We start from the raw sequence: 26,536 nt of genomic DNA, 5'->3' as shown, positions 1-26,536 counted from the left end.
CCGACGGCCCGGATGAACGTGGATCATCAGTCATGGTCACGTGTGTACTCCTCAACTCAAAGGTTGATCACGTACACAAACCATCTGACACGCCCAGCCGCCGGTCTCGCGGACGTGCGTCAGGAAGTCTAGGAAGACGTCGCGGTCGAGTTGGCGCTGCGATTGTCAGCCGGCTACGGACGGTCGGCTGTGGCACGGTTCCGTTGGTCGCCCGCTATGACGGGCACGAGCAGGTCACCGGGCCTCCGTTGCCGCACCTGTTCCAGCGCACGGTCGGCATCCGGCAGGAAGTGGTGAGCACCAGGCTCGTCCAGATCCTGCTCACCGCCACCATGACCCGCACCGGCCTGCGCGACCTCACCGGCCAGCCGCTGCACGTCACCCCGCACGACTTCCGGCGCATGTTCGCCACCGAGGCCGTCACCGGCGGCCTCCCCGTCCACATCGCGGCCAAGATCCTCGGACACCACCACTTGACCACCACGCAGGCCTACCTCGCGGTGTTCCAGGACGACCTGATCCGCACCTACCGCGGGTTCCTCGACCGGCGCCGCGCCGTCCGGCCCGAAGCCGAATACCGCCAACCCACCGACGACGAATGGCGCGAATTCCACGAACACTTCCAGCTCCGCAAACTCGAGCTGGGCACCTGCGGCCGCCCCTACGGCACGCCCTGCAAACACGAACACGCCTGTATCCGCTGCCCGATGCTCAACGTCAACCCGAAGATGCTCGCCCGGCTCGCCGAGCTCGAAGAGGACCTGCACGCGCGGCGCACCCGGGCCGAGACCGAAGGGTGGTTCGGCGAAATCGAGGGCCTCGATCTGACCTTGCGCTTCCTCGCCGACAAACGTCAGCAAGCGATCCGCCTGGGCCAGGTCACCGGCACCGTCGGACTCGGCATGCCCGGCCCCCGGCCGGCCACGCAGTAGCCGACAACCGGCTGGCCGCAGGTGGTTGCCCTGCGGCCAGCCCACGGCGCTCGCAGCGCAGCGCCTCAAGAATCGCACCCGCGATGCCGTAACGCGCGAATTCGGCCGTTGCCGAAGCGTGAGTCGCAGCGCAGAGCCGTGTGCGCCATCCGGCCGTTCGGCTTCGAGCATCGTGTAGATAAGCAGGCTCGGAATGGCGGTGACCTGCGGTTCACGGCCGATCAGGGTGATCCCGATGCGGGTGATTGCCTCTTGCGAGCGGACGTTCTCGGGGTTGATGCGCCAGACGATGGCGGCGTAGCCAAGCGTGCGGGCGATACAGGGTCCGCCGGCGGCGCAAGCTGGAGGAAGACCCGCGCGCCACCTGCTCACCGAACCGGGCATGGGCTGCCGCTACCAGCAGTGACCCTCAGGCCTCTGCCCTCGGATCCACGCGGGGTTCGAATCCGTCGCTATGACCGCGCGACAGGCGTGTCGCTGTGGCGATGAGGCGTCGGGCCATGTCGGGGCGCTTCTGCTGGAGGTTGACGACGTCGGCGTTGAGGTCAAGAAGCTGACCCCAGACTAGGTTGCGGCCGCGGTCCGCGACTTCCACCGCTTCCGCGATCCGGCCAGCGTCGATCAGGGCGGCCGTCGCGTCAGGGCCGAGAGCCCCGGCGTGACGTTCGATGCGGCGCCACTGGTCCGGCCGGGCCACCCCGGGGATGGCCAAGTCAGGTAGGACCATGGACACCGCGAATCGATAGGCGTCGGCGGCCGCCTTCGCCCCGTCGGTCTCGGCGATGAACACGGCTCGCAATCGTGCGGCCTCCAACCGGATATACGCCGGCGCCGCTTCGGCCTGGGCCGCATGACCAAGTACTTCCAGAGCCTCCTCAGCGTCCTCATTATGGTGATCCCGCCGGTAGCGCTGGATGAGGGCGCTGCCCAGGTCGGCGTCAGCCACGGAGGTGCCGAACTGGGGTCCGGCCGTCTGCCGCGCCTGGCGGAGGACGTCGATAGCCTCGTCGAGGTCGCCCTTCTCGTCCCGGGATATCAGCGCAGTCGCTAGGCCGACCCGATAGTTGGCGAGGAATCCGGGCATGTCCATGGTGAGCTCGACCGCTAGGCGATGTTGGCGGATCGCCGCCTCTATGAAGCCTGCGTGCCCGATGTACCGATATGCGCTGTGCACCGCTATGCCGAGGTTTGCGTGATACATACCGAGGTATCGATCGTCGTCGGTAGCGGCATCGATAGCGGCGCTGAGTGCGCTGACTGCGGCCCGCGCATCCTCGGGGCGCCCGTGCACCTCAACCAGGCTTTGCAGGGCGTTGCCGAGGTTCGTCAACCGGCCGGCTCGATCCCAGTGCCCGGGCGGACTTAGTTCCAACGCGTGCTGCCCCGCGTCAACGGCGTCGTTCAGGCTGTCGGTGGAGCCAGTCCACTCGTACTGCGTCTGCAGGGCGTTACCCAGCTGGTCGAAGTAGCGGCCCGGGTCTTCGTCCAGTTCGTCGGCGTCGGCCGCCCGCCGGAACAGGTCGATCGCGCGTGCGAGGGCTTGCTGGGATCCGGTGCTGTCAGACAGACGCCGGAACGCCTCGGCGGCCCGCAGCAGGCGCCGGGCGCGGACCGGGCCGCGCGGAGGTGTCTCGGCGATGGCACGCTCCATCGCCTCCCCCGCCGCCTGTAGATCCGCTGGATCGGCGGAGACGTCGAACCGAGCCATGAAAAACTCGCCGAGGACGGCGTTGTCGTCTGCGCTCGGATCTTCGGCGAGCGCGAGCCGGACGAGTCGGATGGCCTCGTCGATGTCGGCAAGCCGCCGAGTGCGCTGGAAGTGGTGCTGGAGCGCTATCCCCGGGATCGCATACTGAGCTGCACGCAGGTCGGGTTGGTCGCCGCCGACGTTGGCCGCGCACTCATGAGCTGCCTCGACCGCGCGGTCGAGGACGGTGAGGTCGTTGTCGAGCTGGTACAGCTCGATGAGTAGAGAGCAGCGCATCATGCGGTCGGCGGGGGTTACCGACGGTGCGATCGCGGCCGCGGTGCGCAGATCGTCGACATCGCCTGTACGTTGATAGCGCCGGTAGACGAGGGAACTGCGATGGCCCGGGTCTTTCCGACGGTCGATGGCGGCCGACAGATCGTCGAGCTCACGCGTCAGGTCGAATCTGAGTTCGTAGGCCGTCGCGAGGTTCGAGGCTACTATCTCCCGGCTCGTGGCATCGGGGGCAAGCCTCTCGGCTGACTGCCCGAGATTGATCGCTTCGTCCAGGTCTTCGCCGCCCGGTCGAGCACTGAGAATGGCTGCCACGACATCCGATTCGAACTTCCACCGATCCGGATGGTCTGGCGAGTGTCGTTCGAGGAGGACGCGGCGCAGCCGAATGGCCTCGGCAGCGTCGCCCGGGTCGCCCGATCGCTTGAATCGCATGCCGAGGCTGGTCGCAAGCCCTGCTACCAGGTCGACGCTGGGGTCGATGGCGATCTGACGGACCTGGACTTCGATCAGCCGATCGAGTGCGTCCGGCTCGTGCAGCTGATAGTGGCGAGACACCCAGATTTTCGCGAGCTGCTCCAGGACTTTGCCGCGTTCTGGGCGTCCCGGCGGCAACAGCTCGTACGCCTGTTCGTCGGCCGCGACCGCGACGTTCAGATCGGAGATGGCGCCGAATCGGTCGTAGCGGATCATCAGCCCTGATGCCAGCAACATGCACCATTCCGGCAGCGCCGGGTTCTCCGGGCCGCCGTCGTCGATCGCGACACCCAGACCCATGAGGGCGATGTCGAGAGCTGCGCCGTTGTCCGTCTGGGCCGCAGCGAGCAACATGCGTACGGCGTCGTCGGGCGTGCCCACCGTCAGGACTTGTATGTAGGGCTGCGCCGACTGCGGCACGGCTGCACCCATGACATCTACCAGCTGGGCGAAGGTCTGTATGGCGAACAGGAAATTCCCCCGGCTGACTGAGTACGGCAGATCCCGGTATCGGATCCAGTTGGTCATCGCGACTAGGAAGGCAGCCCGTGCATCCATCTCACCGGTCGGCAGGAGCGAGAGGTTCCACAGTTCGGCGGCATGAGCCAAGGCTTCGTCGCTCAAGGCCGGACCGTGGTTGCCCCGCGCGTACTCCTCTTGACGGTGGAGCAGGTCCTGCAGGAGTTCCTCCGCGTTCATGGGCCCTCAGTTTCGGCAAGTATCAACGGCGGTGATGGTCATGGCGCGGGTGAGGTCCACCGACACCTGCCCCTGCGCCGTTTTGAGTGTCAATCGCCCGGCGGCCACCGAGACAGGCTCACCGCACCACTGTGATCCGTCGGCCAGCTGTACCTCGAGGCGCGGTTTCGCTTTCGCGGGTCCGTACCACGTGACGCCGACCGCGGCAGTCAGCAGCGCAACGCAGCCGAACGCCAGACCGACACCCCAGCGAAGGGCATGCTCGGATGCGTCGGCCTCGGCCCGGCGGGCCACGACCCCCGGATCGAGTACGCCGCGGTCTGGAAGAGCAGCGGCGTACGGTCGTCCGTGTGCGGCACGCATGACGAGAACCGCAGCCACCACACCGGCGAGCAGCGCCGCCAACAGCAGCAGACCGACGAGGACCGCGTAGGAGCTACGCAGCTGCGTGACATCCGACCGGCCTTTGATGAGGCTGAAGCCAATAAGGCCAGCCAGGAGAGCCCCGAGGCCGTTACGCCAGGCGATGGCGCCCGCGCGGATGCGTGGTAGCTCGTCCGCGTGCAGGTCATACCGGGCCTTGGCATACGCACGGTCGGTGGGGCGTGCGGGCGGCCCGGCAGTAATCTTGATGGTCACGCCGTCCTCTTGACGATCTGCAGGTTCCAGTACGCGCCGCAGCCGTACTCGTCATCGGGCCGGCCGGTGTGCTCGCCGCTGCAGGTGCAGAGCGCCGATGTGTGCTCCGGCGGCGAGGAGGATGCCGCGTTTCCGTTCATGAACACCCGGTCGGGCAACGGCAGCGACATCGGGTGTCCGCATCGGGGGCAGACGCCGATGAGCTCCACACCCCGGCGAGTCTCGACGGGCTTACAGGTTCGCGCGAACTCTTCGGCGTACGTCTCCTCGCTGATCTCCGCGAACGGTACGGGCATTGGGACTCCTCCGGAGCGATCATGGGCCGATGTGAGTGAACGGGGTCCAGCGGTGCGGCCACTCGGGACGTCGGTCGCGCATGGCCCGCACCACGTCGTGCAACGCCGTCGGCGCGCGGTCCGGCTCCAGAAGGCCGTCCGCGGCGATGACTCGGTAGAGGCTGCTGAACACCTCGGCGGAGGCCTTGTTGTCCACCGACCACAAGGCCGCGAGAACGTGCCGATAGCCGGTGTAGTGCAGCGCCGCTGCCAACGTGATCGCCTCGTCCGGCAGGTCTTTCCCACCGACCGCAGTCTTGCAGGCCGACAAGCCAGCGAAGTCGCCGCGGAAACGGTCGGCCGCGATGTCGGCGATGGTCAGAGCACCGTCGCGCAGCCGCAGCCCGCCGTGGGTCGGTTCGTTGAGGTCCTGATCACCGTGGCAGCTGAAATGCACCCAGCGGTGGCGGGGCAGTTCGTCGCGGACGGCCTGCCGGGTCGCCCGGGAGCTGTCGAGCACGGTCAGCCGGCCGCCGGGGAAGGAGTCGAGCAGCGCCGCCCGCTCGTCGGCGTTGTCGAGTGGCGCCAGCCCCGGCAGGTCGGGTACGTCGACGAGCAACAATCGGTCATCGCCGGGCAGGGGATTTTCGCGCCTCGCTTCGAGGAGTGCCCGCAGCGTCGGTGTATAGGAGGAGACGACCCGGTCGAGCACCGTCCGTCCGCCGGGTCGGCCATGGTGTCCGGCGCTGTGCAGTGGTAGGACTGTGAGCGGACCGGTCGGACACCACCAGACGCGCGGCCATGACGCGGTTACACCGTCGGGTGTAGAGGTGTAGCCCAATTCTTCGAGGACCGGCTCTGCGATCCTGTCCCACATCCACACCTGCAGTTCGGTAAGGACCTCGTCGACCCTCTGATGCGCAGCCTCGAGGGCCTGCGCGGCGTCGATGCTCCGCTTGGCGGCGGCACGCGGCGACTCGCCGCTGACCGACTGCCGCGCGCTGAGATAAGCGACGTCGGCCAGTTCGGCTGCCAGCAGCACATTCAGATAGTCACTGACCCGGGCGGTGACGTCAGTCCAGGACAAACCGAGCCTCCGCGGGGTCACGCCGTCGTTCCGCACGATGAGGGTGTCGCATCGCCAGCGGCTGATGTTCACGATTACCACGGGCCCGTACGCGGCAGCCGGCAGCAGATCCGCCAAGCGTGGCGGCCGCAGAAAGTCCTCGAAGCCGGGCATCGCCCGGATCTGCTCGACTAGCTCGTTCCACTCGTGTCCGTCCGGGGACCGCTGGCCAGTGTTGCTTTCCGGTTGCGACATGCGCCTCTGCTCCGGGATCAGGAACCGTCCAGGCGATCGTCACATGACAGCGGGTCGTGTCGACACCACCTGGACGAGTGGAACTTCCGCCGTCACGGCGCCATCTTTCAGACGAAAGGTCCGGGCTCGGCGTGTCCGCAGTGGGGCGAGCTCTGCGGCGCGTTGCGCCGACGCCGGCTGCCACCACCAGGGCCACGTCGGCGGACCGAAATCCCAGACGTTGACGAGGCCATCCCCGGAGCGGGTGGACGCAGATCCGGCGTCGCGATCCGCGCGGCGGTAGTCGCGGAGGAGGCACGGGGCCTCGCAGACATTCTGATCTTTGTATGTCAGCGCGTACCCGACTCTGTACCGGAACGGCTCTGGCAAGATTTTCGTAGCGGGAGATCGTTACGACCTGGGGATAAATAGTGGTGGTTGTTGAGGGTTGGAGGTGCTTGAGTCTGGTTCAGGGTAGTCGAACATCCACCACGAGGGCGGCAGGCCCAGCGAGGGCGGAGCAATTCCTACCATGACGCAGAGGTACGACAGGGCCGCCGGATGGCTCGACATAGATAGCAACTGCACACCTTGCGGCTACCATCCGGTGATGGTGGACGTGATAGCGCTCGATACAAGTGCAAGCCTAGCCGACTGGATCAGTGCAATAGGCCAAGCAGCGGGCGCTGTCGGCACCGTCGCGGCGGTGGTAGTAGCACTTTTCCTCCCCGGATGGCAGCGGGCAAAGATGCGTCCGATAGTGACTCTTACATTCGATCGAAAGTCTGAGGACATCGCCGTTCACGAGAGTCCCCCCTGGGCTAGCGTCTGGATAAGACTTCGAGCTACTAACAAGCCGGGGCGAGAGACGGCAAGAAAAGTTCGTGTGATCGTCTCCAAAGTGGATCCCGAGAAGGGATCCGTGTTGTCTGAGAACACGCTTGCCCTTCGGGAACTCTCATGGTCGGAGATCAGGACGGGAGAACTTGATCTCCCGGCTGGGATGCAGCGTCGAATAGACGTCGCTCATGTTGACAAGAAGCGAGCGGCAAAGAGGAATGTGGTCAGTCCTTGGCCGGATCTTGGCATGGGTTTGGCTGGGTGGCCTCAGCGTTATGATGGGCGGGATTATCTAGGGCAGGGCGCGTTTCGGATCAAGCTAACTGTCGCAGGGGAGAATTTGGATGCTTCTGAATGGGAGATACGGATTTCCTTCAAAAAGGTCGGCTTGTCGAACAGGTCATCGCTTGCGAGAATTCGGGACGCCATAGAAGTGTCTGATCCTGTACTTGTATCCAAAGAGACTTCGCTACGCCGCCGCCGATGGCTCGCGGACGGCTAGTGTGTCGTAGGTCGAAGCCGGTGTCATCGGTCCTGCTGGCGGGCTGCAGCGCTACCTTCATCGACCGTCCTTTGCGACTCGGTGATGCCAAGGTCGGGGCGTCCATCACGAACTAGGCAAGTCCATGGGAGATGCTCTCACTGGGGTGTGAAAAAAGGCTCCGACACTCCGCCGGCTGCTCTCGCGAAAACCCTCGAAGAGTCGCCGAAGTCGGGCGTGGACGACTCCGGAGCAGGCGCAGAGCCGCGCCATTCGAGAGGCGGGCGGGGGCCAGGATAGCTTGGCCAAAATAGGTGAGCAGGCCCAGTAGCCCTTCGCGCGGATCGCGGATTGCGCTAGCGGTGGATCCGCAGATAGTCGACATGGCCGCCAAGAGCGTTGTCTACCTTTTACGTGGGATGCTCTTGGTCCGCGGCCGCCTTTGCTCGGGTATTGACGATGGAGGCGTGCGACATTGGTTAAGGAAGTCCGGGTGCCTAATTACATGAAGCAGATGACGGAAACTTCTGCTGTTCAGCGCCATCCGATCGATGCTCGCAAACTTGCAGATGCGTTCGGCATCCAATCGCTTATCATAGGCCGCGCCGATAGTGGTGCTCTTTATTAAAGCCTCGGCGTCGACCCTGTCGGCTTTGTCGGGCTGGATTCTTCGAGCGGTCGCATATGTAACCTGGGACCTGGCCGGCTGCGCTCGAGTAGACCGGCCACGCAACCTGGTCTTCAAAGCCGGTTGCTGCCCCGGCAACGGCGATGTCGAGTTGCCAGCGAGCCGGTTACTCTTCTGCCGCAGATAAGGCGCGGCATTCACCACGCTGACATCCCGTTGGCCAAGGTCATCTGACGCTGGCGGCCGGCTCCATAGCGGACGAGGGAGTGAATCAGCGGGTCGGGACTGTTGGCTGTAGTACCGCTGGGCCGGGTTCGGTGGAAGCAGATTGGGAGCAGCGGGGTGCTCTGAACGGCGTCGAACCGCGCTGAACGGGCATCAACGGCTCTCAACGGCCCCGGCGTTTGTGCTGGTCGTCGCGAAGTCGCTGGTCAGAGCATTTTGCGGACCCCCGTACGACCAGGACCAGCCGTCGCTGACCGCTCAACGCTGCGATCACGGCGAAGGCGACGAAGGGCGCAGGTCAGGCATCCGCCGTCGGCGTGGTTGACAAAAGTCGCCAGGCGGGGGTTTTGGGCGGTCGGGTTTCGCCCGTGGCTAGGAACGCGGCAACAGCTTCCATTGCCGGCCCTGCCGTGGTCGCCTCGCCGCCGCGCCCGTCTCCCCCGGTCCGGGTTGGGACGCGTCTTCTAGCGACAGCACCAGGTAGATGGGAATCCGGCGGCGCGAGCCGCGCGTTAGGGACGCCGGGGATTTTCGCGGGCGACGACAGCTCACGGTGGACGGCAAAAGCGGGGGTTAAGTGGGGGTGCGATCTTGAAGAGCAAAACGGTGACCTGCGTTTTCGCAGGTCACCGGCTTGTTTTTGTCGGGCTGACAGGATTTGAACCTGCGACCCCTTGACCCCTTGTTCTGAATCGCGGCTTTGCAGGACTTCGCATTGCCTGTCAGAAGTACGCGCTGACCAGCATAAACGCGGCTGAACGGCCTCTGCGGCTTGTCATCGCTTGCCATGACTTCGCGCCGTTTTCGGTGGGTAAAGCGGGGGCGGATCAGAACTGCTTTCGTGGACGCCCTTCCGCCAGCTCACCAGGCCGGCCACACCTCCAGACCTTCCGAGTTCTTCTCATGACGACGACACCCAACGATGCCACCGGCATCGCCCACCCCCGAGTGACATGCCAGGGCGAGCGACGAGCCCCGCCCGCACTGCGTCGCATGCCCGGACGGCATGCACACCTATCGGCGCATCACGACATCGTCATGGACCGACGCGACTCCCCCAACGCCCTATGCCACCAGCCCTCGCACCCCGCCCACGTCGACAGCCACCGCGCCTTGCCGGCGGCAGATCCGGAAGGCCGAAGCAGCGCAGTGAACCCGCCGGCAATGGTGCGCCGCCATGCTGCCCGCATGGATCCCGTCAAGGTGGTCGATACCTCGCCTGGGAAGTACATCCTGTGGCTCAACGCTGGCTCGACGGACGTCGACGAGGTCGTCGAGGACCTTGGGCATGAACCCAACGGCTATTTCTGGGCAGGTATCGCGGAGTTGCTCGTAAGTACGGAGGCTCCGGACCTGAACGGACGATTCGAGTTCGATCGGAGGGTGACATGTTCGTGGCATTCGGCTCACACCGGGTGGCACTCGACGATCTCGCCGGCCGTATGGCGTCGGTAGCGACCGACAGTGAACGCGTCCGGCAGTTGGTTGCCGCCGCGGAAGACAGCGGCTTCGAATTCGACGATTGAAGACGTCCAACCTCATATGCAGATGCAAATGTCACCGTCGCGATTCGACAACGGCTGGTCGCACAGGCTGGCGGACCTTGGACCCGTACGCAGTGTTGTCGGCATGATCAGGCAGCACTTGCACCATGCTGGCATCACGCCGCGTGACTGTTCTCGGTAGGCCGACGCGCACTTGCGGCGGCAAATAAGCGCGTCACCGCCGATGACGCTGTTAGCCAACGTTAGCGGTTCCGGGCCGCGTCGTATGGATACATTGGCCACCTGTTCGTAGGGCAGGGTCAGGGCTCCGTTTTGCGGACCGGCTCGCCCGGGCTCTTGCTGGGTGTGGCGTCTACGCCGAGGTAGTCCCGGATCTCGAGATGCCGGAATTGATAGACCGGCCCCGCCTGGCGCAGGACTCCCCGGCGGTGAGCGTCGGCAAGAAAGGACATGAGCCGCCATGGCAGGCGGTGGCTGAGGGCCAAGTAGGCCCGCACCACGACAAACCTGCCCCAGGCCGTGAACAGGAACAGCATGAGCGTGACCACGATGAGGATGGTCTCCACCGCCGGAACTGTCGCGGTCAGGACTACCCCGGTGTCGATTCGCAGCTCCACCCCGTGGTCGGTCAGCATCCAGTACGACGGGCTGGCCATAACCGACACCGGCTCCGACAGCAGACCTCCCAGGATTGCGGCTACCGCACCGTACAGGGCCGCCTCGGTCCAGGCCGCGGCGCGATCGAGCTTGAGGAGAGACACCGGATCCACAGAGCGGCCCAGCCCCACCGGCGTCTCGATACGTTGCGCCAGCCACGTGGCGAACCATGCGGCAAAGAACACGGGAGCAGCGGTGGCGAGGCCGACTTGGAACACGACCAACGGGTACTCCAGAAGCGCCCACCCGTTGGCACTGCCGAGCACAGGCAACGCGAAGACCAGACCGCTGACCAAACCGACGAAAGCGGCGAGTTTCAATGCGAACCGGCGGGTGCTGCGGCTGTGGTAGCGCGTCTGAACCGGCCGCTCCGAAGCCCTTAACAGGCTGCCACCGATCCGGACCGGCAGAGGCGACAACTGGCGTCCGAGCACGCTAGGGCGCCCGACGGTCAATGCCGCGAGAATCCCGGCTACCGTCCCTAGCGCGACCCCGTCGAAGTAAGCGATGTAGAAGTTGACCGGGCTCTCGAACAGCGTGGTCACGAGTCCGCACATTACGCCGAAGAACACGCCGAGTCTCAGGCGTTGTGACTTCGCGAGCCCGTCGGCCAGCCGCCACCAGCGCAGATGCGAACTCTTTGAAGCGATTAGATGCTCGGCCAGGTAGCGCAGGTATCTCTCCGGTCGTACGAAGCCCTTGCCGTAGACGGACGGGAGAAATTCCTGAAACAGACGTTCGCGAAGGACTGCGGCATCATTCACAGCCATCAGCTCGCCCGGCGTAGCCCGCCCCGCCTCGCATACCTTTCGCGCCAGGAACGCCATCAGCGGCGTTGTCAGCACTGACCGCAACACCACATCACCGGCATCCGCCGCAGCGGTGTTGTCGCCAACGAATACGTCTGCCCACGCGTCGCGTCCCAGGTAGTCGACAAGTTCTTCAGGGACAAGGTTTTGAAGGACGATCGACCGGCTTCCCGGAATCGGACCGGCGGCGCTGACCGCGGCGGAGTACTCGGTGGGCCGGCTAGTGAGAAGGAGCCGGTCCGGCGGGCGCAACGACCGCCGCAATGCCCGCAGCGCCTCGGCACGCAACTCCCCCGCCATCTCATCGAGACCGTCTAGCACCGGCAGGATCCGTCCCCGCGCGAGCAGTTCCCGGGCAAAGGGCAAAGACCCTGGCAGCGTACGTCCCAGCGCCGGATATGCCGCCGTCAGTTCCTGCTCCAGCCACCTACGATATGGCACAGAATGTGGATCCCAGGTGCTTAGGTTGATCAGGACAGGAATGGTCGCCGATCCGACGGGTCCACCAGGATCCGGCAGTCGGGCCAGGACGAATCGGATCGCCAGCACCGTTTTTCCGGACCCGCGGACGCCCAGAATTACCAGCCGTCCGGTCCGGTCGAAAACCTCCCCGATGTCATCGAAAGTGCCCCCCTCGCGGCCGCCTGATTCGGCGTCCACCCACCGGTTAGGCAACGATACCGGCCGGTCGACCAGTCGTAGTTCTGCCTCGTCGGACCAGTTATCGCGTAGCCGTACCGCGAGCAGTTCCACGGCCTCGTCTAGTTCCTTGGTGAGGTCCCTCTTCTCCGGTGCCGCCTCGGCGGAACGCCACAGGAAAACGCCGATAACCGCTGCGATGATCAGCAGCGCGCCAGCGGTGAAGGGGTGTCCTGTGAATAGTGCAAGACGCCCGGGACTCTGCTGGAGATTGCTGGAGCCGATGTTCGAGGCCAAGTTGATGGCGAAATCCACCATGGCAGAGACGATCGCCAGCAACACCAGGGCGGTTACGCGCCGACGGGACACGCCGCCAACCTTAAGGTAGAAGTCACTGGGAGAGAACCGGCTCACGGCGGCGACGTGGGTGCCACCCAGCGCTACGCGAGGCGTTCACATCAGCACTTCCGCGCGTCGCAGGATCGGAGCCGCGCACCGGTCACTGCAGCTGTCGGGATGAGCGTCGCGGAAGGTATGCTGCCGCTGGTCGGGAGCACTTCACCCAGCAATGCGCTTTGACCACCGACCGTAGTCCACAGCAGGGATCCGTCCTCCTGCGCATCGTGGACGGTCAGGTTCTGGAGGCCATATAAGCGGCGAGGATGTATTTGGGACGCTGGTCGAGGTTCGCAACATCCAATCTGCGCCGGAGCTCCCGAGTGCTCGGCAAGATCTCGACTGCACTTGCCACTGCCGTTTGGCACATCACACACCGTGACGAGCGCGAGGCGCCGCCGATCCCGATCGGCGGCAGACATCCCATGTTTTTTGATGTCAAGTGTTGGGCTGGAGATGGGCCCAGGCGGTGGTCTCATTGTAGGCCGTTCTGGACTTGAGGCAGCCGTGCAGGATGCCGACGAGACGGTTGCCGAGCTGGCGTAGAGCAGCCTGGTGGCCGGTGCCGCGTTCCCGCAAGGATTGGTAGTAGGCGCGGGCACCGGGTGAGCCGCGCATGGCGCAGAACGCCCACTGGTGGACGGCGTCAGCGAGACGGCGGTTGCGGGCGTAGCTGGCCAGTACGACCCGGCGGCTGCCGGACGCCCGGGTGATCGGTGAGGTACCGGCGTAATTGCGTCTGACTTTGCCGGCGAGGTAGCGGTGCGGGTCGTCGCCGAACTCACCGAGGATCCGGGCGCCGAGCACTGGTCCGAGGCCGGGCAGGCTCAGGTAGCGCTCAGCGTCCCGGTGACGGCCAAAATTGCTCGGCCACCACCTGCCCCAGCTCCGCGATCTCGAAGACTGAACCGCCTGAGCAGGATGCTCGCGATGACCGTCCTGGTGGCCTGCGCTCTGCTCGACAACATCATGGCGCGCTTCCTGGAGGGTCGCGCACCCCCGTACGCGTGCTGGCCGGCGTAATCGCCGCCAGCGGCTTCGGCGCTGTGGTCCGCCGTCGCCGGCAGGCGACTCATGGCACCGCCTTGTCGAACCTACCTGAGGGCTATGGCCCGTCGGCGGAGGAAATCTAGCGCTACGCGGAGCAGGTACGCAGCCGGTACGTCCCGATGCGGCTCGACGAGATAGACACGATCGACGATCGTGCATCCGGAGCCTCGACCGCCGTCGACACCTTTACCTTCATGCTCACGAACGGCGGTCACATCGCCCGCGTGTCCGAGCATTCGCGGGTCGGTGGCGACTTGCTCGTTGACGACGTGACCATCGAGATCTCCTTGCTGCGGCTCGACGAGCGGGCCTGCGCCTTAATGCCCGACGCGGCTCCGGTCGCGGTACCGATCCTCATCGCAAAGCCGTCATCCTGGAGAAGTTCGAGGCCCATGACGAAGCCGATAACCGGCTGGTTCAGCTTCCGCGGCGGGTGGTCGACGGGTTGCTGGCTTGGGCCGTTCGTGGACTCTTCCAGACGATCTATGTGTCGCCGGAAAGATGCGCCGACACCCGCGCAGAATGTCATCGTGTACCAGCTGGTCGCACTGGTCTGTAACACCGAGCCCATCGCGGCCGAGGAATTCGCGACACGATACGACGCGATCCTGTCATCGACGACGTCGCCTCAGCCAGGCAAGGACCCGCGGCAGTTGCGTGATTTTTGTGCGTACTTCGCAGCCAACACCATCTCGGCGATTGAGGCACCTCGCGGGACTGACGTGATCTACGTTAGCTACCGCACTGTCAGCGCAAATGACCGCACTGACACCTTTCACGAGCGCCTACGGACCCGGTTCCGGGTTACCCATAACCGTTATCACATCCCGCTCAATTTCCCTTCGCGGCGCCAATCTATGAGCTGCGGATCGTCGGCCCAGATTCACACTTTTTGCGCGCGCACCACATCAGTACGACGGCCAAGAAGTTCCCGGCCATGCAACGCGGGATGAGCATCCACCTCGACCGGAACCGGAGCGTCTCACACGTCGGGCTGCGGACCCGTGGCCTCAATCGGCTGTCGGAGCCTTTCGAGCTGGCATATGTCGTCGAATTCGAGGAAATTCCACCCGGAATGCTGGACCGCGTGCTGGTCGTATCGGCCATCTGCTCCCTAATAACGCTGGCATTGGCGTTCGTCATGCCGAGCGCGCTACGTGACAGCCGGGGTACCGACGTCGCCGCGTTCCTGCTCGCCGTCCCGATCTTTGCCGCCACCGTGGTGGGGATCTCGCCTGAGAGGGCGCGGCAGTCCTCATGGACGACCGTCGGCGGCCTGATAACTTCTGGCACGATCTCTTTGACAAGTTCAGTCGTCTACATCATCCCATCTCTGGCCTGGCGTCACACGCCGGTCGTGCGCCTGTCGGTGCTTGGCCTTTTCAGGCTGCCGGCCGCTGACACCCTCTGGCTTCTGCTGGCCGTCGTTTCGATTGCGGCTACAGTCTCCCTCGGCAAAGTCAGCGTCCACCCCATGAATCGCTACAGGTCAACCCTGCGCACGTCGACCGAGCCGATATAGATGGATGAATATCGGCCGTTTGCTAGTGTCCCGCGCCAGGGATTCGTCAAATATGGACCAGCAAGCATCATGATCAACTTGACAGGGATTACCTACAATATGCCCCCGATATCGCCGTACGCTGGGAACGAAGATGTGGCTAGCCCGGGTCTCAACCATCGCCAGCGCGGCCGCGGCCGTGTCGAGCAGGTTCGCGGTGTCGTGCAGATCCTCTATCTCGCCCAGCAGCCGGCGGCGAAGTGCAGCCAGTTCGTCGGGCCGAGGACCCGCGCCTTCACTCGATGACCGCAGCTGTTGTTTCTTGCGCGCCATGGCTGCGGCGTAAAGCGCGGGAATGGCGCAGCTTGCCGCCAACCGGCCGGTGACCTCGTCCAGTTTGTCGCCGCAGCTCCGCGAGCTGCGCCTGGGTCTGCAGGCTCACGATAGTGGGCTGCTCTCACCTCAGCCTGCTTGCGTAACAGAGCTTTCTCGCGGCCTCCGCGCGCTACCGCGACCAGACCCGCCGCCCGGCGACGTGCCAGCCCCGCAGAGCTTGCTGCTCGGCGGCCAACCAGCTGAGGGCCCGGCGCGCACGGCGGCCGTCGCAGCCAGGCCGGTGCGAAGGTGAGCTGCACGGGCCTGAAGCTCATCGTGCTGCAGTAGAGCAGCTGCCAGACGTGTTAGCTCGTCATCCGTCAGCGATAACCGCCTCATGCCCCACGGGGATTGCGCCGAAGCCACCCTTCAGCGTGTCGCACTTGGGCAAGCCGGGTACTCGATCGAGTCCAGGGACGGGCTCCGGTGGACCGATCGGTCAGCGTCCGGTCATGCCGCCAGCCAGCAGACTGGTCCGTGTGTGGTTCGCCAGCGGCCCGAGGGGAGGCTAGTTGAGCTCCGGGCTTCGAGCTGCTAATGCGGAAGTTGACGGGCGAACAGTCGTGGCCCCGTAGCTAGCCAGGGATGAGCTCAGGATCAGTTGAGCAGGGTCATGAGTTCGCGGTTGGCGGCTCGGGCGGCTGCGAGTTCGTCTGTGCGTTCCTCGAGATCCTGCCGTAGGTCGGTCACCCCCGGGCCCGGTTCTCAGGACGGCATCAACAAGAGGTACACCGCCTGGTCGGCCCAGGCCACCATCGGCGTGTCGAGCCGGACAGCTACTGGCTGATCGCCGACCTCACGCACCACCGGGCTGACGGCCCGGGGCGTCGCCGACTACGGCTACAGCAACACCAGCCTGTCATTCCTTCGAGTAGACCACGCGAGTGGTCAGCTGTTTCATCATTGCGAGGAGCCTGTTCGGGCGGCTGCTTGTCCGGGCCGCCGGCCTCAGGGTTCACAAGCGCCGCTTCCGGGGTCTGCCCGCCACTGCCTGGCCCACCGCCATAGCCTCATCAGGTCTCGCCAGCTTTGTCCGCCGCGCCGAATAGCAGCGGCGGAATTCCGGTCACGGCGGTCCGGAAGGCATCGACCGACGCCCAGGCGAGGACCGGATCGGTCGACAGACCGGTGCGGGCGTCGGCAAGGTGCTGCAACGGGTTCGCCGTGTCGTCCGGATCGGATACGGACACCACTTGTTCGATCACGGCGTCATACTCCTCGGAGAACGACCAGATGAGCGTGGCGGCGTAATACAGGTAGGTCCGAAACTGCGCAACGATTAGGTTTAGCTCATCGGCGGCCGGATCGGGCGCGGAGCTGTCGGGCGGCGGCAACTGCGGGGCGTCGAGGCAGTGCCGGGACAGCTCGGCCGAGCGCAGCGGCAACTGGCGAACGGCCGCCAGCCAGCGCAGCGCAGCGCCGCTCGAGGCGTCGAGCCGGCCGCTGACCCGCGCAATCTGGCCGCCCGTCACCGCGTCGAGGTCTTGCCAGATTACGTCCGCTGCCAGGGCCGCGAGGTGCATCGCGCCGGAGGCGGAGCGGGCGTCGTACAGCTGCCGGACGATCCGGTTGAGGTCCCGGGGCAGCCCGCCGGACAGGCAGTGACACAGCCACACAAACGGTTCGGGCAGCCGGAGCACTCGCTGCACGAGCAGGCGCCTGGTGTCGGCGAGCCGGAAGCGCTGTACCTGGATGATGTTGTCGAAGGCCGAGTCGAAGGTAGTACGGACGGCCAGTGCACGCCGGGCGAAGGACACCAGCGCGTCCTCGGACACCGCCACGAGGAAGAAGCACCCTTCGATGCCGAACACCGTCTTGAGGTCGTTGATGAACCGTTCGGCCTCCTCGGCGTTGGCGATCTTGTCGAGCTCGTCGACGCAGACGACTACCCTGGCGTCCTGGCGGTCGGCTCCGCTGCGCAGCCGGAGGGCGAGGTTAGCGAGGAATTCCTTGAAGTCGTTTACCAGCTCCGGATAGGTCCGCGCCTGCTCCGTCCGCTGCAGGCTTGCGGTGCCGCCGACGTCCAGCCCGGCGGGTATCTTCACGGTTCCCGTGCGGCTGCGCGTCCTGGTCTCGAGGTAGCGCAGGCGGCTCAGGTAGTACCGGGCCATGTCCTCGGCCGAGGTGTCCCGGCGTCGGCCCTGCTTGCGGCCCGCTGCGGACAGCAGCAGGGACGCCGCCGGGACGGCGACCATGACAGCGCCGGCGACGAGCGTCACTGGGGCCCCATGGTGGCGCACCCATCCAGCGAGCCGAACCAGTGAGGGCCACGCGACGGTGGCGGCGATGAGGAGGAGGCCGGCCGCCGTGACCGCTGGCCGCCAGGAGCGCATCAGCGGCCGCTGACGGATGAACCGGCGTAGACCACTCGCCGACGAGCCTTCCCCTGGCAGGACCAGCTCACACATCCGGATGAACAGATGGACTAGGAAGTCGCGGCTGTTGTAGCTCGTGGGGGCGGCGACGACCAGGGTCAGATCGCCGTTGCCGGAGCCGAAACGGCGATCGCCGAAGATCCGGAGCAGTGTGCTCTTGCCGATGCCGCGCGGCCCGCTCAAGGCGATTGCACCGCTGGACATCGCCCCGAGCATCCGGTTCAGTCGGGCGTTGGTGGCGGTCGGGACGAACTGCGCGCTCTCGGTGATGTCGCCGAGCTTGCTCACCGATGCGTCCGGCAGATTCAGGTCGAATGACGGCTGCGACAGCACCGCGATCTTGGCGTTGACGAGGGGCAGTACGCCGGACTCGAGCAGCGCCTGGCGCCACTCGTCGTGCGCGCGCACCGCATCCTGGCGCGCACTCGACGCCCACGGAGCCTCACCGTCGTCGGGCCACCGCCCGACGTCCTCGGACTGCAGCGCATCGAAGCGGGCCCGCCGCGGCCGCGCCCAAAGCCAGGACAGCAGGCCCAGCCCGCCGCCCACCGCGGCCACCACGATGGGGGTGTCGCCCCAGCGGGTCCGGTACCGCTCGTCCCACAGCAGCAGGCAGCCGATGAGCGCGCCGGCGAGCCCGGCCGCAGTGCAGCCCCATCCGAGCAGGCGGAGGCTGGCGAGCACGCGGTGGGGCAACCGGGACAACGCCACTAGGACGTAGGTCGGCCACCATCGCACCGTGTCCCAGACCGTTGGCTTCCGCTCGGACTCAAACCGGTCGTCGTCTGCGTCCGTGCCGGCACCGCGGGCGCCATCCGCGTCGACCGCCTCCGCATCGGCGCCGTTCTCATCGATGCCGCTGGCCACCGCGGCCCTGGCGGCCAGCGACTGTCCGGCCCTGGCGCCACGCATCGCCGCCCACGGCAGGAGCATCAGCAGCACCGCGAAGGGGACCAGCGCGCCCGCCACAGTGAGCAGCAGCCAGCCGTCGAGCGCGGTCCGCTGGGCGAGTGCGCCGATCGCCGCGAATTCGAGCAGCGACACCGCCCCGGCGGCGTACCCGCCGGCCGGCTTCGCGATCGCCGGCACCCCGACACGCTGCACGTACCGGTCCTTGGCCTTGATGAACCGGTCCCGCGCGGCCGCGGTCGCGCGTGCGATCGTGGGGATGCCGCTCTGGATCGCCGCGCTGATCTCGTCCCTCAGCACGTCGATGCGGGCGGCGTCGGCGAACGCTTTGACGTCGGCGCGTTCGAACGCCGTGGCGACGAGCCAGTCGCGCAGCGCGGAGATGGCTTCCACCGACCTCGAGTCCTCGGACGATCGGGCGAACGGCTCGGGGTCGCTCGGGCCGGCGAGGCGGTCCTGCAGCTGCACGGATCGGAACTGGTAGACGGCACCGGTCCGGCGCAGGACCCCGCGACGGCGAGCGTCTTCCAGGAAGGTCATGAGCTGCCACGGCAGCCGATTGCGCAACGCCAGCCATGCGGTGGCGACGGCGTAGCGGTAGGACGCCGTCCAGCTCGTCCCGGCGAGCGCCGCCGCCAGCACGAACACAGCACCCCCAGGCAGCACGACGGCGAGGTCGCCGCCGATGAGCGCCATGAGGACGGCCGAGGCCAGACCGATCATGACGGCCTGGACGAGACCGACCTGACGATCTTCACGCAAGACGGACTGCGGCCCGCCGGCCGAGTCACCGGCCGGGGCGGCAATCATTCCGCGCAGGCCGCCGATCAGCCCGAACGCCGTCCCGGCCACGAGGCCGTTGAGCAGGCCGGAGCCTGATCGGCTGACCACGCCTACCGCCAGCCCGGTCGCCAAACCGATGCCCAGCCCGACACCGGTCCAGGTCCCAAGCCGCCGCAGGCTGCCCCGCAAGCGCACCTCGACCGGCCTCGGCGGCGCGGCATCGCGGGCCGGGAGGCTGAGCGCCACCCCGATGACCACCCCGCTGGTAAGGCCGAACGCAAGCCCGCCGGCGGTGCCGTACACGCGACCGAATACAACTCCACCGGCGACGGCGGCCAGTAGCCCGACGCCGAGCCCCACCAGCACGAAGACCGCCCGAGGCACCGCCCGGTCCAGCTGCCACCACGCCAGACCCCCGGCGGGCGTTCGTTCGGAGAGGCGGGCTAGGAAGGCCAGCCACCGCCGCAATCGGGCGGTGTCAGATGCTGGATCGTAGGCCGTCTCGGGCATCCGGTAGACCGCTGGCACAAGAGCGTCGAGGAGATGGCGCTCGATCGCCGCGCGGTCCGGGAACCGGGCGGCGTCGAGCAGCTCGCTAGGTGTTGCGTCGCGTGAGGCGTAAATCGTGCGGGCCAGGGATACCATTAGCGGGCTGCGCAGGGCGGCGGCCAGCGGCCCGTGCGGGTGCTCCAGGAGCTCCACAAACACCTCGCCCCACCGCGCCGTCGCGACGTCGGGGCGGCTCGCCGCCCTCAGGTAATCCGCGACATCGACCGATTCCAGGGGCAGCAGCTCAATGACGCTCGCCGAGGAAGGTCCGGCAAACCGGGCGGCGGCCTCGGTGTACTCGTTGGTGCGGCTCGTCAGCACCCACGGCAGCTGGGTCGCTGCGATACCGCGCAGGGCGGCGTGGCGCTGTACTGGCGCGATTTCGTCGAACCCGTCCAACACCGGAAGCACTCGTCCCGCTGCGACCAGCGCGGCGGCGACGCTCGGACCGACCGGCGTGGTCCTTGACAGCGACGGGTAGTCCCGGGCGAGCGAGGCGGCGACCCAGTCTGTAAGCGGCGTCCGCTCCGGGTCCCACGAGGCCATTGAGAGCAGGACCGGCACCGGGTCATCCGCCTGCCGGCTTTTCAGGAGCTCGACCACCAGCTCGATGGCGAGCACCGACTTGCCGGAGCCGGCCGCTCCGAGGACGGCCAGCCTGCCGGAGTCGATCGCACGGTACATACGGCCGATGTCGTGCATCTCGCCCGCGTCCGGAGCGCCCCGATGCCCGGCGGACCCTTGGGCGGTCATCCGCCACCGCAGCGGCAGCGGAAAGGGGTGGTTGATCCGCCGGTAGCTAATCTCCACCCGCCACTGGGAGTGGACGCTCCGGGCGAGGTGCTCCGCCTCGTCGGCCAGGTCGACGGGCACGCCGGTGGCGCCGCGCGCCTCGCTGCGCACAGTCAGCACGAAGAGCGTCACGATGAGCAGGCCGACGATCAGCCAGGTCCACGGTTGCCATCCGGGCCGGTCGACGGTGACGCTCGCCGCGGCAGAGGCAACGGCACCTGCGACAGGAAGGAGCAACGCCAGCACCCTCGAAGTCCGCCGCATCGGCCTTTCCTATCGGGGACGGGCATTGATCACAAGAACCACGACGGGTGCGCCGTGAGAACGTTGTTGCCGTAGTCATTGGGCGCCGTGCACAAGAGATGATCGACAGTCTCCGGCCAGCTTGATCTACTTACGATCTGCTCCGCGCCGGACCTTCGCGAGTCGAGCGATATGTTGTGCCCAATACAACATGCCTACTTTGACCTTCGCGAACCAGCGCCGCGGTAACGATCTCGTATAAGGGCGGGATCGTTGCATGACCATCTGACAGAACGTGCCCGGGACTGCCACGTACGAGTTGTACTAGCTGCAACATCGGGGCCTCCAATGCAGTCGTTTCGCAGAGTGACCGGTCGTACTAATTTGACCACGCACATCCGCACGCTCGGGGCATCCACCTCCACGTACGCTGCCAGCACGCCCGCCCAGAGACGGCGGCTGCTACGCCGGCAAGCGATCGATCCCCCGGACAGCGCCTGCTCCGCCCCAGGGTCGACTACCTTCAGCGCGTCCATCTGGATCCCCATCCGCGCGAGAAGGGTTTCGACGCCGCTAATGTCGAGTCCCACGAGGACATTGTCTCCATGCAACCGGAAAGACTGCAGGCCGCCCCAGTCAACGACCTCGACCCGGACGCGACCATCGGTGGTTGCCATGGCGCCCGCAACATGCTCCTCGGGCGGCAAGGGTGGCTGAAATATTTCTCATTTTACGTCTGCGGCGGGTTTGTCGCCGCGGAGCCCACGCCACACGGGATGTCTCAGCCGCGATTCCGAGGTCCTTAACCGGACTACCGCCGAGTGCGCCAAATTGGCTACTCGGCGTGACCCTGCCGATCGGCCCGGCATCCGGATCCCATAGGTTCTTGTCAGCCTGCCGCGGTGCAGGATGGCTTCGGGAGCGGCTATCGGGTCAGCACTCTTCGGATCTGACCCTGGTGAGGTCTTGCGGCAGACCGTGCGCCCGCTGGTCGTGAGGAGATGTGACAGCTGATGGGATGACGTGCCTCGGCGGTCGGCGCCGGTGAGCACTGGACTATGAGATCGCTGACGTGTCCTCCGCGCTGTCGGACACGCCGTTGTGAGTGGAGGAGGCGAATTGGAAGAGTCGATCTGGATCGGTGACGACTGGGCCGAGGACCACCACGACATCGAGATAGAGAACGAACATGGCCGGCGGTTGGCCCGTGCCCGGCTCCCCGAGGGCCTTGAGGGCATTACCCTGCTGCACGCGTTGATCGCTGAGTCGATGCCGGCATCGTGGGCTGAGCTCGACTCGGCGCAGGCCGCCGGGCGGGTCCGTATCGGTATCCAAAGTGACCGCGGCGCCTGGGTACAGGCGTTACGCGGCGCCGGTTACCGCGTTTATGCGATCAATCCGATGTCGGTGGCCCGTTACCGGGAACGGCACTCGACCTCCGGTGCCAAGTCCGACCCGGGTGATGCCCATGTGCTGGCCGAGATCGTCCGCTTGGACCACACCCACCACCGTGAGGTGGCCGGGGACAGTCCCGCTGCGGAAGCGGTCAAGCTGCTCGCCCGAGCCCATCAGAACTTGATCTGGGATCGCACCCGCCAAGTGCTGCGGCTACGGGCCGCGTTACGGGAGTTCTTCCCCGCCGCCGCCCTGCAAGCGTTCGACGACCTCACCGCCGGCGAGGCGCTCGAGCTGCTGGACCGGGCACCCGACCCGGACCGAGCCGCCCAGTTATCGCGGCTGACCATCGTGGCCGCGCTGCGGCGCGCCGGTCGCCCCGACCTCGACACCAAAGCCGACACGATCCAGCACACCCTCCGTCAGAACCAGCTCCGCCAGCCCGCACCGCTGCAGCGCGCCTACGCGGCGATCGGGACGCCGAGCACTACTTGAGCTTGCCCGGCCTTGGTCCAGTGCTCGGCGCCCGGGTCCTCGGTGAGTTCGGCGACGACCCTGATCGCTACGCCGACGGCAAAGCCCGCCGCAACTACGCCGGCACCTCACCAATCACCCGCGCATCCGGCAGCCGCCGGGTCGTACTGGCCAGCTACGCCCGCAACCGGCGCCTCGCCGACGCCGTGCACCAATGGGCGTTCTGCGCCATGCGCGGCTCACCCGGCGCCCACGCCTACTACCAAGCCCTGCGCCAACGCGGCACCGGCCACCAAGCCGCCCTGCGCCAGCTCAGCAACCGCCTCGTCGGCATCCTGCACGGCTGCCTCAAAACCCGCACCACCTACGACGAAGCCACCGCCTTGGGCTCATTTCCAAGCCGCCACTTGACAGAACAAAACATGGGACGTCTGCCGATGACAGTGCGTTGCATTTTGCATCCAGCGCTCGAGCCTTCGGCCAGCGACGTTGCGTATCATTGAGCTCCGCGAGTCTCTTCGTTCGCGAGCTTCTGGATCACATCTTTGCTAGCCATTGGCTCGAATTCTTCTCTGCCAGGGACAGGCTGATTCAACCCACGCCTTAGCTGTTCAACAACGGATGTGATTCCCGGAACCCGGGCCGCATGCTCGCCGCCAAGCTGCTCTGCGCGCCGCGCAGCTACCTCATAGTATAGAGCCACAATAAGGTCATTCATGTAGTCATCGCCGTAGCGACGTAGTAGGTCATTGACCTGCTCTTCGTCATCAAACGCCTGCTCTTCATCGTCACCGCCCTCCATAGCACGCATTCTCGCTAATGTTGTCCCGACGATCTCTTTATCGCCCTGCTCCTTCCTTATTACGGCGAAAAGTGCGAGGTACCTCTGTATCGACGATTCGATGGATTCGCCATCTTTACCATCCGAATTTGTTACGGTCATTCAAAGATTGTAGAACGGCGAGCTCGAGCCGAGGTGGAATATTCTTCGGCTCAGCAGGCACTCACGGCGCGCTATCGATCAGGAGTTTGGGGACCCGGATCGAGGCCGAGATTCGCCCGCGCCCAAGGCCCTCATTAAGTGGCCGCGACCCGTAAGCGCTGGCCAGCGCGTCATGGCTGCCATTACCCGCTCATCGTGGCAGCACGCACACTTTTCGTAGAAGCATGTGCCGCATCATCGCGATGTTGTACCGGGTGGTGGCTTCGCCGGCGCAGTCGCCGACCTCTCGGCGCATGGGCAGGGCCTGCTGGTAGTAGGTCAGGGCCTGCTCGGAGTCGCCGAGCCGTTGTAGACGGCGCCGATGTTGTTGAGGGTGGCGGCTTCGCCGGCGCGGTCGCCGACTTCCCGGCTCAGGGGCAGGGCCTGCTCGAAGTAGGCCAGGCCTGGGCCCGGTCACCCAGCCCGTCGTAGAGGTGGCCGATGTTGGCGAGGGTGGCGGCCTCCCCGGCGCGGTCGCCGACCTCCCGCATCAGGGGCAGGGCCTGCTCGAAGTAGGCCAGGGCCTGCGCCCGGTCACCCCGCCCGCCGTAGAGGTGGCCGATGTTGGCGAGGGTGGCAGCTTCGCCGGCCCGGTCGCCGGCCTGCCGGTACAGGTCGATGGCGTGTTGGTAGTCCTCCAGCGCCGGCCGTGGTCGGCCGTTCGACCGCCGGGACCAGCCCCGCTGGTAGAAGGCTCGGGCATGCGGGCCGAGGGTCAGCGTCGCAGTGGTGAGGTTGTCGACCTCGGCGTACCGAGAGCGGGCCAGCAACACCCAGCCGAGCCGGTCACCGGTGTCCCGGGCGATCACCGTCTCCCCACCTGCGACAGCGAGACGATGTACCTCCGCCCAGCGGGGCAGGCGTGGATTGGCCGCCGTCATGCCGTGATGACACCGTGGTCGGAGTATCACCGCCGCTGTCGAGTCATCACACCATCGTGGACTCCCGCCACCCGGACGACATCACCCGAAAGGCGACAAGCATGCGGCGCTCCGCGAGCGCCCGCCTCGTTTGGCCCGGGCCCTTACTGCCGCCCCTACTCGATCAAGAAGTACGAGGCCTTGCGGCGCACGGGCCGGGCTTCACCGAGCTGCTGTGCTACGCCCGCACCGGCGACACGATCGTTGCGACCAACCTCGACCGGCTCGGCCGCAACAAGCGCCTCGGCATCGCGGGGTCGCTGTTGGCGCAGCGGCCCCGCACATCATTGCGGCCACGGCTGGAGAAACCGCCGACGCCGAGGCCCTCTACTGCCGCACCTCACCCCTTCTCCAGCATGGGCATTTCTTCCTGCCCGCTCACCCTCATGCAGGCGAGGACAAAGGGCCACGGGGCGGCGGGGTGGTTGGCTAGCCGTGTCAGCCACGCTGTCTCGGCAGGAGATCCGATGGGGGCTGCCCGACCGGTTCAGTGCCTGCTTGGACCACCGTAGAACAGAGGGTGGCAGATCAGCTGGACTCGCGGGTGGCGAAGTTGTCGTACCCGTACGTCACCATCGATGGTTATGACGACAACGGCCCGGCCGGGCGGATTGCCCCCGGAGCATCTGTGGCTGGCCGACGACGAGGACAAGCTCGTCGTGTCGGTGCTGGCGCCCAAATCGCCGGCGACTCCCGGCATGACACGACCGGGCCGGTCACCCTCGTGACTCCGTACCCGGTGAACCGACCAGGCGGGATGTATCGGACCCGCCCGGCCGAGGTCGGCTTGGACACCAGATCAAGGCCGCTGTCACCCGGGCCATGGACGGCCTCCGGCAATGGGCGCGGCGTCCCAGGTAAACCACCAGCGTGCGATCGGCGGTCCGAGTCCCCGGGCCGCCACGCCGAGGCAAATTCACCATCCCACGCGAGACGCAACAGCCGGCCGGCCGTTCGAGCCTTCTGCAGCCCGTCCCACCCGGGGTTCATTGCGCTCGAGCCAGCGGACGGCGTCGGCGATCCGGCGGGCACCGGTGGCTTCCGGGCCTTTGCGGTCGTGCAGCTCCGCCCACGCCCCGAAGGTCGGTGAGGAACTCGTCGAGCGCCCGGGCGAAGGGAATGCCCGGACCCGAGGTTCCCTCGGTCACGTCGTCCGCGGGCCTATTGGGACGCCTCCAGCGCCCGGGCCTGCTCATCGTGGGCTAGCAGAAGACCCAAGCTTGTAGGCGGCCCATGGCGCCCAGTTTTCGTGCCCCGTGACGCCCGCCCGTTCGAACATTTCCCGGGCTGCGCCGAACTCGTCCTGGGCGGCGAGCAGCATTCCGAGCCTGAATGCAGACCGTGCCTGCAGCACCTGATCGTGGCCCGAGTCGAGGGCCCGCTGCAGGTTGCGCTGCGCACCGGCGATGTCCCCAGTCCGGGCCAGCATCTCGCCAAGCGCGTAGGCGGCCCAGGGGGCATAGTGCGCGTGGCCGGTGGCGATCGCCAGTTCGAAAGCTGCCCGAGCTTCGCCGGAGTCACGTCCGCGGTTGTCGAGCAGCCGTCCGAGGCTCCACGCCGCTGCGGCGTGGTGGCTTGGATCGCGGGCGACGATGTCGTGTAGGACTTCGGCTAGTGTGGTGCGCCGTAAATTCGTTGGCAAAACCGTGCGAGTGATTCGAGGATCTCTTCGGCAGTCTTGGTCCAGATGAATGGGCGTGGGCTG

Annotated in this window: 16 protein-coding genes and 2 pseudogenes; 8 read left to right on the top strand and 10 right to left on the bottom strand. The window is 66.3% G+C overall.

The genetic code is table 11. The annotated features are described in order from the left end of the window. Positions 1 to 203: 203 nt before the first annotated feature. Positions 204 to 932: a tyrosine-type recombinase/integrase gene (locus tag ACIA5C_RS48030; RefSeq protein WP_396067989.1), complete on the top strand. Its 729-nt coding sequence runs from the start codon at positions 204 to 206 to the stop codon at positions 930 to 932. A gap of 409 nt (positions 933 to 1,341) precedes the next feature. Here the strand turns inward: ACIA5C_RS48030 and ACIA5C_RS48025 are convergent, their stop codons facing one another. From ACIA5C_RS48025 to ACIA5C_RS48010, 4 genes are read right to left on the bottom strand one after another with little or no spacing between them, the layout of a single operon-like run. Continuing rightward, on the bottom strand, positions 1,342 to 4,089 hold the full coding sequence (locus ACIA5C_RS48025; RefSeq protein ID WP_396067987.1) for a hypothetical protein: 2,748 nt from the start codon (positions 4,087 to 4,089) through the stop codon (positions 1,342 to 1,344). A 6-nt stretch (positions 4,090 to 4,095) separates the two neighbouring features. Further along, positions 4,096 to 4,728: a hypothetical protein gene (locus ACIA5C_RS48020; protein WP_396067985.1), complete on the bottom strand. Its 633-nt coding sequence runs from the start codon at positions 4,726 to 4,728 to the stop codon at positions 4,096 to 4,098. Next, on the bottom strand, positions 4,725 to 5,024 hold the full coding sequence (locus ACIA5C_RS48015) for a hypothetical protein (protein WP_396067983.1): 300 nt from the start codon (positions 5,022 to 5,024) through the stop codon (positions 4,725 to 4,727). The genes ACIA5C_RS48020 and ACIA5C_RS48015 overlap by 4 nt, the downstream gene beginning before the upstream one ends. Positions 5,025 to 5,043: 19 nt before the next feature. After that, the gene (locus ACIA5C_RS48010) at positions 5,044 to 6,324 is read right to left on the bottom strand and encodes a CHAT domain-containing protein (RefSeq protein ID WP_396067981.1); all 1,281 of its coding nucleotides are present in this window, start codon (positions 6,322 to 6,324) and stop codon (positions 5,044 to 5,046) included. 511 nt (positions 6,325 to 6,835) lie between these two features. Here ACIA5C_RS48010 and ACIA5C_RS48005 point away from each other — a divergent pair. From ACIA5C_RS48005 to ACIA5C_RS47995, 3 genes are all read left to right on the top strand, one after another. Next, positions 6,836 to 7,645, top strand: a complete 810-nt coding sequence (locus ACIA5C_RS48005; RefSeq protein WP_396067979.1) for a hypothetical protein — start codon at positions 6,836 to 6,838, stop codon at positions 7,643 to 7,645. Positions 7,646 to 9,380: 1,735 nt separating this feature from the next. Further along, positions 9,381 to 9,932: an Imm51 family immunity protein gene (locus ACIA5C_RS48000; protein WP_396067977.1), complete on the top strand. Its 552-nt coding sequence runs from the start codon at positions 9,381 to 9,383 to the stop codon at positions 9,930 to 9,932. Beyond that, positions 9,866 to 10,003, top strand: a complete 138-nt coding sequence (locus ACIA5C_RS47995; RefSeq protein WP_396067991.1) for a hypothetical protein — start codon at positions 9,866 to 9,868, stop codon at positions 10,001 to 10,003. Before ACIA5C_RS48000 ends, ACIA5C_RS47995 begins: the two co-directional genes overlap by 67 nt. Positions 10,004 to 10,281: 278 nt before the next feature. Here the strand turns inward: ACIA5C_RS47995 and ACIA5C_RS47990 are convergent, their stop codons facing one another. Both ACIA5C_RS47990 and ACIA5C_RS47985 read right to left on the bottom strand, forming a co-directional pair. After that, entirely contained in the window at positions 10,282 to 12,456 is a 2,175-nt protein-coding gene (locus ACIA5C_RS47990) for an NACHT domain-containing protein (RefSeq protein WP_396067975.1), read from the bottom strand. A gap of 465 nt (positions 12,457 to 12,921) precedes the next feature. Further along, a pseudogene (locus ACIA5C_RS47985) lies at positions 12,922 to 13,338 on the bottom strand (transposase); the annotation flags it as partial. A 314-nt stretch (positions 13,339 to 13,652) separates the two neighbouring features. Here ACIA5C_RS47985 and ACIA5C_RS47980 point away from each other — a divergent pair. Beyond that, positions 13,653 to 14,486: a hypothetical protein gene (locus tag ACIA5C_RS47980; RefSeq protein ID WP_396067973.1), complete on the top strand. Its 834-nt coding sequence runs from the start codon at positions 13,653 to 13,655 to the stop codon at positions 14,484 to 14,486. Beyond that, a complete protein-coding gene (locus ACIA5C_RS47975; RefSeq protein WP_396067971.1) occupies positions 14,483 to 15,055 on the top strand; it encodes a hypothetical protein in 573 nt (190 codons plus the stop codon). Before ACIA5C_RS47980 ends, ACIA5C_RS47975 begins: the two co-directional genes overlap by 4 nt. A gap of 1,367 nt (positions 15,056 to 16,422) precedes the next feature. On the opposite strand, the gene ACIA5C_RS47970 is transcribed toward ACIA5C_RS47975, so the two are convergent. Then, on the bottom strand, positions 16,423 to 21,063 hold the full coding sequence (locus ACIA5C_RS47970) for an NACHT domain-containing protein (protein ID WP_396067969.1): 4,641 nt from the start codon (positions 21,061 to 21,063) through the stop codon (positions 16,423 to 16,425). Between the two features lie 1,116 nt (positions 21,064 to 22,179). Between ACIA5C_RS47970 and ACIA5C_RS47965 the strand changes: the two are divergent. Next, positions 22,180 to 23,340, top strand: a pseudogene (locus ACIA5C_RS47965) (transposase). Between the two features lie 85 nt (positions 23,341 to 23,425). Here ACIA5C_RS47965 and ACIA5C_RS47960 read toward each other — a convergent pair. Together ACIA5C_RS47960 and ACIA5C_RS47955 are read right to left on the bottom strand one after the other, a co-directional pair. Beyond that, entirely contained in the window at positions 23,426 to 23,872 is a 447-nt protein-coding gene (locus ACIA5C_RS47960; protein ID WP_396067967.1) for a hypothetical protein, read from the bottom strand. Positions 23,873 to 24,282: 410 nt separating this feature from the next. Further along, a complete protein-coding gene (locus ACIA5C_RS47955; protein WP_396067965.1) occupies positions 24,283 to 24,792 on the bottom strand; it encodes a tetratricopeptide repeat protein in 510 nt (169 codons plus the stop codon). A gap of 623 nt (positions 24,793 to 25,415) precedes the next feature. On the opposite strand from ACIA5C_RS47955, the gene ACIA5C_RS47950 reads away from it, so the two are divergent. Next, entirely contained in the window at positions 25,416 to 25,559 is a 144-nt protein-coding gene (locus ACIA5C_RS47950) for a hypothetical protein (protein ID WP_396067963.1), read from the top strand. Between the two features lie 464 nt (positions 25,560 to 26,023). On the opposite strand, the gene ACIA5C_RS47945 is transcribed toward ACIA5C_RS47950, so the two are convergent. After that, on the bottom strand, positions 26,024 to 26,536 hold a 513-nt coding region (locus tag ACIA5C_RS47945), incomplete at its 5' end, for a tol-pal system YbgF family protein (RefSeq protein ID WP_396067961.1).

The organism is Actinoplanes sp. NPDC051343 (genome assembly GCF_044455125.1).
Taxonomy (GTDB): Bacteria; Actinomycetota; Actinomycetes; order Mycobacteriales; family Micromonosporaceae; genus Actinoplanes.
Note: the sequence above shows the minus strand (reverse complement) of the source record. Positions and strands in the feature narration are given on the sequence as shown.

What these genes read in the sequence shown, in the direction of transcription:
- ACIA5C_RS47950 (WP_396067963.1), top strand. Translation starts at nt 25,416, where the DNA reads ATGACGACAACGGCCCGGCCGGGCGGATTGCCCCCGGAGCATCTGTGG.
- ACIA5C_RS48010 (WP_396067981.1), bottom strand. Translation starts at nt 6,324, where the DNA reads ATGTCGCAACCGGAAAGCAACACTGGCCAGCGGTCCCCGGACGGACAC.
- ACIA5C_RS48005 (WP_396067979.1), top strand. Translation starts at nt 6,836, where the DNA reads ATGACGCAGAGGTACGACAGGGCCGCCGGATGGCTCGACATAGATAGC.
- ACIA5C_RS47980 (WP_396067973.1), top strand. Translation starts at nt 13,653, where the DNA reads ATGCGGCTCGACGAGATAGACACGATCGACGATCGTGCATCCGGAGCC.
- ACIA5C_RS48015 (WP_396067983.1), bottom strand. Translation starts at nt 5,024, where the DNA reads ATGCCCGTACCGTTCGCGGAGATCAGCGAGGAGACGTACGCCGAAGAG.
- ACIA5C_RS47975 (WP_396067971.1), top strand. Translation starts at nt 14,483, where the DNA reads ATGAGCATCCACCTCGACCGGAACCGGAGCGTCTCACACGTCGGGCTG.
- ACIA5C_RS48025 (WP_396067987.1), bottom strand. Translation starts at nt 4,089, where the DNA reads ATGAACGCGGAGGAACTCCTGCAGGACCTGCTCCACCGTCAAGAGGAG.
- ACIA5C_RS47955 (WP_396067965.1), bottom strand. Translation starts at nt 24,792, where the DNA reads ATGACGGCGGCCAATCCACGCCTGCCCCGCTGGGCGGAGGTACATCGT.
- ACIA5C_RS47995 (WP_396067991.1), top strand. Translation starts at nt 9,866, where the DNA reads ATGTTCGTGGCATTCGGCTCACACCGGGTGGCACTCGACGATCTCGCC.
- ACIA5C_RS47960 (WP_396067967.1), bottom strand. Translation starts at nt 23,872, where the DNA reads ATGACCGTAACAAATTCGGATGGTAAAGATGGCGAATCCATCGAATCG.
- ACIA5C_RS48000 (WP_396067977.1), top strand. Translation starts at nt 9,381, where the DNA reads ATGACGACGACACCCAACGATGCCACCGGCATCGCCCACCCCCGAGTG.